General features: G+C 51.5%; 8 protein-coding genes and 2 tRNA genes. 3 read left to right on the plus strand and 7 right to left on the minus strand.

Going from position 1 to position 9405, the window contains the following annotated elements; all coding sequences use genetic code 11:
* Nucleotides 1–276: 276 nt before the first annotated feature.
* The 3 genes from mprA (at nt 277) to emrB (ending at nt 3661) form a co-directional block, all read left to right on the plus strand.
* On the plus strand, nt 277–807 hold the full coding sequence (mprA, locus tag ACLJRS_RS08030) for a transcriptional repressor MprA (RefSeq protein ID WP_000378431.1): 531 nt from the start codon (nt 277–279) through the stop codon (nt 805–807).
* A gap of 126 nt (nt 808–933) precedes the next feature.
* Nucleotides 934–2106, plus strand: coding sequence for a multidrug efflux MFS transporter periplasmic adaptor subunit EmrA (gene emrA, locus ACLJRS_RS08035; protein ID WP_001275606.1), 1173 nt, complete (start codon nt 934–936; stop codon nt 2104–2106).
* Between the two features lie 16 nt (nt 2107–2122).
* On the plus strand, nt 2123–3661 hold the full coding sequence (emrB, locus tag ACLJRS_RS08040; RefSeq protein WP_001187297.1) for a multidrug efflux MFS transporter permease subunit EmrB: 1539 nt from the start codon (nt 2123–2125) through the stop codon (nt 3659–3661).
* A gap of 48 nt (nt 3662–3709) precedes the next feature.
* On the opposite strand, the gene ACLJRS_RS08045 is transcribed toward emrB, so the two are convergent.
* The 7 genes from ACLJRS_RS08045 to ACLJRS_RS08075 form a co-directional block, all read right to left on the minus strand.
* Nucleotides 3710–5080, minus strand: a complete 1371-nt coding sequence (locus tag ACLJRS_RS08045) for a carbohydrate porin (RefSeq protein ID WP_000645147.1) — start codon at nt 5078–5080, stop codon at nt 3710–3712.
* A 345-nt stretch (nt 5081–5425) separates the two neighbouring features.
* A complete protein-coding gene (gene luxS, locus ACLJRS_RS08050) occupies nt 5426–5941 on the minus strand; it encodes an S-ribosylhomocysteine lyase (protein WP_001130193.1) in 516 nt (171 codons plus the stop codon).
* Nucleotides 5942–6090: 149 nt separating this feature from the next.
* A complete protein-coding gene (gshA, locus tag ACLJRS_RS08055; RefSeq protein ID WP_000611821.1) occupies nt 6091–7647 on the minus strand; it encodes a glutamate--cysteine ligase in 1557 nt (518 codons plus the stop codon).
* 76 nt (nt 7648–7723) lie between these two features.
* Nucleotides 7724–8149, minus strand: a complete 426-nt coding sequence (locus ACLJRS_RS08060; RefSeq protein WP_001279499.1) for a YqaA family protein — start codon at nt 8147–8149, stop codon at nt 7724–7726.
* On the minus strand, nt 8146–8712 hold the full coding sequence (yqaB, locus tag ACLJRS_RS08065) for a fructose-1-phosphate/6-phosphogluconate phosphatase (RefSeq protein WP_000271296.1): 567 nt from the start codon (nt 8710–8712) through the stop codon (nt 8146–8148). The genes ACLJRS_RS08060 and yqaB overlap by 4 nt, the downstream gene beginning before the upstream one ends.
* A 229-nt stretch (nt 8713–8941) precedes the next feature.
* Nucleotides 8942–9018, minus strand: a tRNA-Arg gene (locus ACLJRS_RS08070).
* Between the two features lie 193 nt (nt 9019–9211).
* Nucleotides 9212–9288, minus strand: a tRNA-Arg gene (locus ACLJRS_RS08075).
* Nucleotides 9289–9405: the final 117 nt, after the last annotated feature.

The raw sequence follows: 9405 nt of genomic DNA on the forward strand, positions 1-9405 counted from the left end.
GCTTTTGCATCGGGTTGTAAGGCCGTTTACCCGGCTTTCGCCCCTCCCGCTTATCGTTCTCTCCTGATTTTTTCATGCAGGCACTCACGCTTTTCTCGTCATTCCTGGATTTGCCGCAGGCGGCGCTTTACCGGGCCCAATGTTCCCGCTGACGTCTCAGTCTGCGTATCATTGGTTGCTTTATAGCCTGAAAGAATGATTTTGTATTAATAATACATTTACTTTATTTGTCACTGTCGTTACTATATCGGCTGAAATTAATGAGGTCATGCCCAAATGGATAGTTCGTTTACGCCCATTGAACAAATGCTAAAATTTCGCGCCAGCCGTCACGAAGACTTTCCTTACCAGGAAATTCTTTTGACTCGTCTTTGTATGCACATGCAAGGCAAGCTCCTGGAAAACCGCAATAAAATGCTGAAGGCTCAAGGGATTAACGAGACGTTGTTTATGGCGTTGATTACGCTGGAGTCTCAGGAAAACCACAGTATTCAGCCGTCTGAATTAAGCTGCGCGCTGGGTTCATCTCGCACCAATGCGACACGCATTGCAGATGAGCTGGAAAAACGCGGCTGGATTGAGCGTCGTGAGAGCGATAACGACCGCCGTTGCCTGCATCTGCAATTAACGGAGAAAGGCCAGGCATTTTTGCAAGAAGTGCTTCCGCCTCAGCATCATTGTCTGCATCAACTCTGGTCATCACTTAGCACAGCCGAAAAAGATCAACTTGAGCACATCACCCGTAAACTCCTGACGCGTCTTGATCAAATGGAGCAGGAAGGCACTGTTCTTGAGGCGCTGCGCTAAAGCGCCGACCCGCTCAAAAATCCAGATTAATAACAGGAAAGCGGACAGGCCGGCACGCATTACTGCTGGCCTTTCTGACAACAGGTCGGCTCAGCCGATGTGAATAATAAGATCGTGGAGAACAACATGAGCGCAAATGCGGAGATCCAAACCCCGCAGCAACCGGCTAAGAAGAAAGGCAAACGCAAAACAGCGCTGCTACTTCTTACCTTGCTCTTTGTTATTATTGCCGTGGCATATGGAATTTATTGGTTTTTAGTATTGCGTCATATTGAAGAGACAGATGATGCTTACGTGGCAGGGAACCAGGTTCAAATCATGGCGCAGGTGTCAGGCAGCGTGACGAAAGTCTGGGCTGATAACACCGACTTTGTAAAAGAGGGCGATGTTCTGGTCACGCTCGATCAGACTGACGCCAAACAAGCGTTTGAAAGAGCCAAAACGGCGCTGGCCTCCAGCGTGCGCCAGACGCACCAGTTGATGATTAACAGCAAGCAGTTGCAGGCGAATATCGACGTGCAAAAAACCGCCCTGGCGCAAGCGCAAAGCGACCTTAACCGTCGTGTGCCGCTGGGTAATGCCAATCTTATTGGCCGTGAAGAGCTGCAACACGCCCGCGATGCCGTCGCCAGCGCGCAGGCACAGCTGGATGTCGCCATTCAACAGTACAATGCCAACCAGGCAATGATACTCAACAGTAATCTGGAAGATCAGCCTGCGGTTCAACAAGCGGCGACCGAAGTGCGTAACGCCTGGCTGGCGCTGGAGCGTACCCGCATCGTCAGCCCAATGACTGGTTATGTCTCCCGCCGCGCCGTCCAGCCTGGCGCGCAAATCAGCCCCACCACGCCGCTGATGGCCGTGGTGCCTGCAACCGATCTGTGGGTGGACGCTAACTTTAAAGAAACCCAATTAGCGAATATGCGCATTGGGCAGCCAGTGACGGTGATTACTGATATTTATGGCGACGACGTAAAATACACCGGTAAAGTCGTCGGTCTGGATATGGGAACAGGCAGCGCCTTCTCCCTGCTGCCCGCGCAAAATGCGACGGGTAACTGGATTAAAGTGGTTCAACGTCTGCCGGTACGCGTCGAACTGGACGCCCGCCAGTTAGAACAACATCCGCTGCGTATTGGTTTATCGACGCTGGTCACCGTGGATACCGCTAATCGCGACGGTCAGGTACTGGCCAGCCAGGTACGAACGACGCCGGTTGCCGAAAGTAACGCACGCGAAATTAATCTCGCGCCGGTCAATAAACTGATCGACGACATCGTACAGGCTAACGCGGGTTAATCCTGAGGTGCGTGTGATGCAACAGCAAAAACCGCTGGAGGGCGCGCAGCTCGTCATCATGACGATCGCGCTGTCGCTGGCGACATTCATGCAGGTGCTGGACTCCACCATTGCCAACGTGGCGATTCCGACCATCGCCGGGAACCTGGGTTCTTCCCTAAGCCAGGGGACATGGGTTATCACCTCTTTCGGGGTGGCGAACGCTATCTCGATTCCCTTAACCGGCTGGCTGGCGAAACGTTTTGGCGAAGTCAAACTGTTCATGTGGTCGACGGTCGCCTTTGCCGCGGCCTCCTGGGCCTGTGGCGTATCCAGCAGTCTGAATATGCTGATCTTCTTCCGCGTGGTGCAGGGCGTGGTCGCCGGGCCGCTGATTCCGCTCTCGCAAAGCCTGTTGCTGAATAACTATCCGCCTGCAAAGCGCTCCATTGCGCTGGCGCTCTGGTCAATGACCGTCATTGTCGCGCCGATTTGCGGCCCGATTCTGGGGGGCTACATCAGTGATAATTACCACTGGGGATGGATTTTCTTCATCAACGTGCCGATTGGCATCGCCGTCGTCCTGATGACGTTACACACGCTGCGCGGACGTGAAACGCATACCGAACGGCGACGTATTGACGCCGTCGGGCTGGCGTTACTGGTGATTGGCATCGGCAGCCTGCAAATTATGCTCGATCGCGGTAAAGAGCTGGACTGGTTCTCCTCACAGGAAATTATCATCCTGACCGTGGTCGCCGTCATCGCCATCAGTTTCCTGATCGTCTGGGAACTGACCGACGATCACCCTATCGTCGATCTTTCTCTTTTTAAATCGCGTAACTTCACGATTGGCTGCTTGTGCATCAGCCTTGCCTATATGCTCTATTTCGGCGCCATTGTTCTACTGCCGCAGCTTTTGCAAGAGGTGTACGGCTATACCGCAACGTGGGCAGGTCTGGCGTCGGCGCCAGTCGGCATTATTCCGGTAATTTTGTCGCCGATTATCGGACGCTTCGCGCATAAACTGGATATGCGCAGGCTGGTCACGTTCAGCTTCATTATGTACGCCGTCTGTTTTTACTGGCGCGCCTGGACGTTCGAACCGGGTATGGATTTCGGCGCTTCCGCATGGCCGCAGTTTATTCAGGGATTTGCCGTCGCCTGCTTCTTTATGCCGCTGACCACCATTACGCTCTCCGGGTTACCGCCAGAACGGCTGGCGGCGGCATCAAGCCTGTCGAACTTCACGCGAACGCTGGCGGGCTCCATCGGCACCTCGATTACCACCACTATGTGGACCGATCGTGAGTCGCTACACCATGCGCAGCTCACCGAGTCGATTACGGCGTATAATCCAAACGCTCAGGCTATGTACGATAAACTGGAAGGCTTAGGGATGACGCACCAACAGGCGTCAGGCTGGATAGCCCAGCAAATCACGAATCAGGGGCTGATTATTTCCGCCAACGAAATCTTCTGGATGTCGGCGGGGATCTTCCTGGTGCTGCTCGGCCTGGTGTGGTTCGCCAAACCGCCCTTCGGTGCGGGCGGCGGCGGTGGCGGCGCGCACTAACTATCTGATAAAAGGGATCTGCGGATCCCTTTTTTAGTAGACCAACAATCAGAAGAAATATTTGAATCTCAGACGCCCGCCGTAACGCGCATCTTCACTGTTATCGCCATTATTCGGATTGGCCTCTACCCATGAAGCATAGGCACCGAGGTAGATGTTAAAGTTTTTCATATCCATCACGTTGGGGAATAAATATGAGGCATGAATAGTGTGAATGTCATAATTGCCGGGATCGGTGATCCAACAATCGTCCTCACAAACGGCATCGATATTGGTAGCATTGAAGGCTTCGATTTTGTTATGCGCATAGATATAACCCAGTTCAAATCGATGCCACAGCGCATTCACCCCAGCGGTAAAATCTGTCTCATCGGTCGCATCCATATAGGCGGTATTCAGGTTAATCACCGCGCCATCTTCCGGGTCAGTTTTTTGACCATTCCAGGTCATGGTAAAACCATAGCCCGTACGATCTGACTGATCGATCCACTTCCCATTCTCATAATAGCCATAGGCGTTGTTAACGACGTTACTTTCCATCGCTATCGCCGTTGAAAAACGCCCGTTTTGCCAGGCGATAACCGGACGGACGTAAGCCACGTTTTTATCGTTGCTTAAATCCATTCCGTGGTACTGCTTCTCGGTATATAACGTACTGCCATTTTCCAGCAATGTGTTAACTTCGAAATACCAGTTGTCGATGGTTTTACTCAGCAGGAAGTTACCCCCACTGTCGCTACGTCCCCGTCCTTCTTTCATCATATAGATATAGCCGTAACCGTCACTGTAAAGATCGTTCGCTGTATTCCCCGAATATTCAATAAACGTATCCTGATTCAGCGGGAACATATCGTAGGCTTCAAAACGACCAACCTTAATTTTCCAGTCATTCTCACGACCAAAGAAGAAAACGGCATCATCAAGGTTCATTTTTCCGGTCAGGTCCGCCAGAGGCTGTACAGAGAATCCGGCAAAATTACCGTTGTCCAGCCGCTGGTAGCCATCAAAGCCCAGCAACAGGCGTCCGTTAATATCCCAGCGTTCATTGGTTCCCGGTGCCCAATCTTTATTCGCTGACGTTCTCGTCGATGTCAGACTACCGGAACGGCTTGCCGCATCCATATTAAATTCAACATCGCCATAGAACTTAATATCGCTGAATCCGGATAAGGTCAGCTTCGGCGGTGTTTTACCTGCTGCAGTGGGCTCGGCGGACTGGACATTCACCGTCGGCGTAGCGGCGACCTGCTGCTGTTTCAGCGAGCGAATTTGCGCCTCGGCATCGGATGCCCGTTTTTCAGCATTAACAACACGTTGCTCCAGTTCAGCCAGACGCTGCTCAATAGTGATATTATTCGCTGCCCAAAGGTTATGAGAAAAGCAAGCACCGATCATCAGCGCCAAATATTTAGCCTTCATTTTTTATCCCTTAAGTTTGATGTATACCAGATAAGATTTGCTAAAAACCCCATCGACCGGCTATTAGTAGAGTCTTGTTATTACCTGGATATCTGGCGCATTCCATTATGTTTTTCTATTAATTATTTATGATTTTTAGTTTATGTGATCAATACACTCTGGCATCGTGAGTTATCCGCCTTTTCTGTTTACCAGATCACATTTTATTATTTAACAGGCCAGGCATTACTTAATTTAAAATGTATTCTCGCCGCAAATATAATAAACGCAAATTATATTAAGCAATAAAAAACCCCGGCCATAGACCGGGGTTAATTTAAATACTGGAAACGCTTACCAATAAGACTAAATATGCAGTTCCTGCAGTTTTTCTTTCGGCAGCGCCAGCTCTTTATTGCTGTTCACGCGCACATCACACTCCAGAATATGACGGGCAATGTCCTGCGCTTCACTGAGCGAGTGCATCTGATACGTACCGCACTGGTAAACGTTCAGCTCCGGGATCTGGTTTTGATCCTGCACTTTCAGCACATCCGCCATCGCCGCTTTCCAGGCGTCGGCAACACGCTGCTCGTCCGGCGTGCCAATCAGGCTCATGTAAAAGCCGGTGCGGCAGCCCATCGGCGAGATATCGATAATCTCAACGCCGTTACCGTTGAGGTGGTCGCGCATAAAGCCAGCAAACAGATGCTCAAGCGTATGAATCCCTTTTTCCGGCATCACTTCTTTGTTCGGAATGCAAAAACGCAGATCAAACACGGTGATTGCGTCGCCATGCGGGGTGTTCATCGTTTTTGCAACCCGGACCGCCGGCGCTTGCATCCGGGTATGATCGACTGCGAAGCTATCTAATAATGGCATTTAGTCACCTCCGATAATTTTTTAAAAATAAACTGAACTCTTTGTTCCGGGGCGAGTCTGAGTATATGAAAGACGCGCATTTGTTATCATCATCCCTGTTTTCAGCGATGAAATTTTGGCCACTCAGTGAGTGGCCTTTTTCTTTTGGGTCAGGCGTGTTTTGCAAGCCACGCGGCAAACGGCTCGGTATCCGCCGCCTCAATCTCCTGCTGACGACGTACTGAAGCGTCACGTTCAGCAATAAACTCTTCTTCCTGTAAAATCTCCAGCGGCTCTTCGCGTAACAGATTACGGTAAGCCTCACCGAACGCTTTCCCGGTGCCGCCAATGCCTTCATCAATCATAGACCGTAAGATTCGGGCAGAGAATGTCAGTTCAGGATTATCAAAGCAGGCGACCAACTCGTCACATACCTTTTGATACTCCTCTCCCCCGTGGATACTGTCCAGCGTTTGCGCCACGCGTTTCAGATCGCGGAAGAGATCTTTCCCTACTTTAGGCAGCGGGAACTGCGCGGTTTCACAGCCAATCCCCAGGGTAAGGCCCGGCTTACGCCCTTCCAGAATAACGCGATTCCAGTTAGTACGCGTACATAACAGCTCATCGCTACTCATTTCCGGCGCATCGGCCAATACGCACCAGACCATAAACAGATCGAGGAAGCGCACCTGTTGCTCGTCTACGCCGATCGGTGAGAACGGATTAATATCGAGAGAACGAACTTCGATGTACTCAATACCACCACGCAGAAGCGCATCTGAAGGCGATTCGCCGCTGCGCGTCACGCGCTTGGGACGAATGGGCGCGTACAGCTCATTTTCAATTTGCAGAACGTTGCTGTTAATCTGTAGCCGCTTACCGTCTTTTTCCACACCAATCCGCGCGTACTCCTCGGAAGGGGTTTTAATCGCCCGCTTCAGACCTGCCACATACTCATGCAAATCGTTAAACGTAATTCCGAGATTGCTTTGCGACTTATTGGTATAGCCCAAATCACTCAGACGCAGCGACGTCGCATATGGCAGGTAGTACATACCGCAGTCTGTTTTTTCAAACGGTAATGTGGTTGGCTTCCCTTGCAGGAAAGAGGAACAAATGGCCGGAGACGCGCCAAACAGATAGGGGATGACCCAGCCAAAACGGTAATAGTTGCGAATCAGACGAAAATAGCCGGCAGAAATTTTTTCTTTTGCCGCTTCGCCTTCCGTAACGCCGCATTTCGCCTGCCAGAACGCCATCGGTAATGAAAAATTGTAATGTACGCCGGAGATGGTTTGCATCAAAGCGCCATAACGATTTTTCAGCCCTTCGCGATAGAGCGTCTTAAAGCGCCCGGTATTTGATGTGCCGTACTGCGCCAGCTCTATGTCCTGCCCTTCCGCAATATAGCAGGGCATACTTAATGGCCACATCCGCTCATCGCCCAGTTTCCTGGCCGTATACCGATGGAGATCGCGCATAAAGGTGAGCATATGCTGGATATCGCCATCGACTGGCGTAATAAACTCCAGTAGGGCTTCCGCAAAATCCGTGGTAATCCATTTATGGGTCAGCGCTGAACCTAACGCTTCAGGATGACCTGTTGTCGCCAGCGTGCCATCAGCATTGACACGCAGCGTTTCGCGCTCTAACCCGCGCTGTATCCCCTTTAACGCCTGAGGATGTTTTTCCAGCCAGGCCAGAGCCTGTGATACGTCCGGGATCAAATTGACCTCCCGCCTGTCCAAATCGTTTTAATAAGCATAACTGTAATGGCGGCCATACATGCCAAACCTACAATTATTACCACCACATCATGCCCTGAACCGTCGCCGCTGCGAGCGCAACATAGCGCAGCGCCTTACCAAGACACAAAAAAAAGATCGTCCGCCCCCACGGGATGCGCATCCATCCCGCTAACAGGCACAACAAATCACCGATGACCGGCATCCAGCTTAATAATAGTGTGGCTGCGCCATAACGCTTTAGCCAGCCAGTCGCTTTTTCCTGCCAGCGCGACGTTTTGCGCAGCGGAAAGAAACGCCCAAGAATAACGTTAGTTACCCCTCCAAGGCTATTACCCATTGTTGCTGTTAAGACTAAGACCCAGGGATGGCTGACGCCGGAGACCAGCATAGCAACCAAAACCACCTCAGAATTACCGGGTAACAGCGTCGCGCTGAGAAAACTACTGGCAAACAGAGACAGGAGCGACAGTCCGTCACTCACAATAGTCGGACATCCACGGCATCCATTCCCGCCGCCCGCGCCGCCTGTAAACCAAAATCGGCATCTTCAAATACCACGCACTGCGTCGGCATGACGCCCATCCGCTGGGCGCACAGTAGGAAGGTGTCAGGCGCAGGTTTGTGATGCTGTACGTGATCTGCCGCCACAACCGCATCAAAATAACGACGCAGCCCCAGATGCGCTAACAAGGCTTCCGCGATAGCGCTTTCGCTACCGGTACCGACCGACATGGGACGCCGCCCATGCCACGCTTTGACCACCTCAACCAGCGGCAGCGGTTCTACGCAGTCCAGCAGGATGCTTTTTACCGCGTCGGTTTTCTCACGCGCCAGTGACAGGGGATCAAGATCGGCATGGTTAAGCTCAATGATTGACTGGGCGATAAGCCAGGTTGGCGAACCGTTAAGCGCGACCATTGCCTGTTCATCAAAACGAAGACCATAGCGCCCCAAAACCTCACGCCACGCTTTGCGATGCGTGGGTTCGGTATCCAGGAGAGTACCGTCCATATCAAAAATCAAACCAGCATAACGTGCGTACATCGTGTTCTCGCAAACCGAATAACCAGACAGTACTTTATCGCAATTGGTTGATTTTGTCGCTAATAGAGATGAAGAGGTGTGTTCAGGATAAGGGGAAAAGCGATTGCAGGGCAGTGACGTATCCGGGAGGATTATTCGCCTTATGGGCCGTTGCTGACGCAACGTTATCCTTCTGATGCCAGCGGTGATTACCGCTATCTTATCTGCATTGCTGAAAGTACGGAGAATATGGTGCATCCGGGAGGATTCGAACCTCCGACCGCTCGGTTCGTAGCCGAGTACTCTATCCAGCTGAGCTACGGATGCATTGGAAATGATGTTTACTACAAGATTTGATGTCGCATTTACTGCCACACTAAATAAGATGGTGCATCCGGGAGGATTACTCGCCTTACGGCTCGCCCTTCGGGCCGTTGCTGACGCAACGTTATCCTTCCTGGTGCCAGCGGTGATTACCGCTATCTTATCCGTATCTTCATCACTGAAAGTACGGAGAATATGGTGCATCCGGGAGGATTCGAACCTCCGACCGCTCGGTTCGTAGCCGAGTACTCTATCCAGCTGAGCTACGGATGCATCGGAAAACTTGCTTTACTGCCGATATTGATACCGCGGTGAAAGCCGTATCAAGTAAGAGATGGTGCATCCGGGAGGATTCGAACCTCCGACCGCTCGGTTCGTAGCCGAGTACTC

Origin of the sequence: Salmonella sp. SAL00670 (assembly GCF_046552235.1) — a bacterium.
In the GTDB taxonomy this organism is placed as follows: domain Bacteria; phylum Pseudomonadota; class Gammaproteobacteria; order Enterobacterales; family Enterobacteriaceae; genus Salmonella; species Salmonella enterica.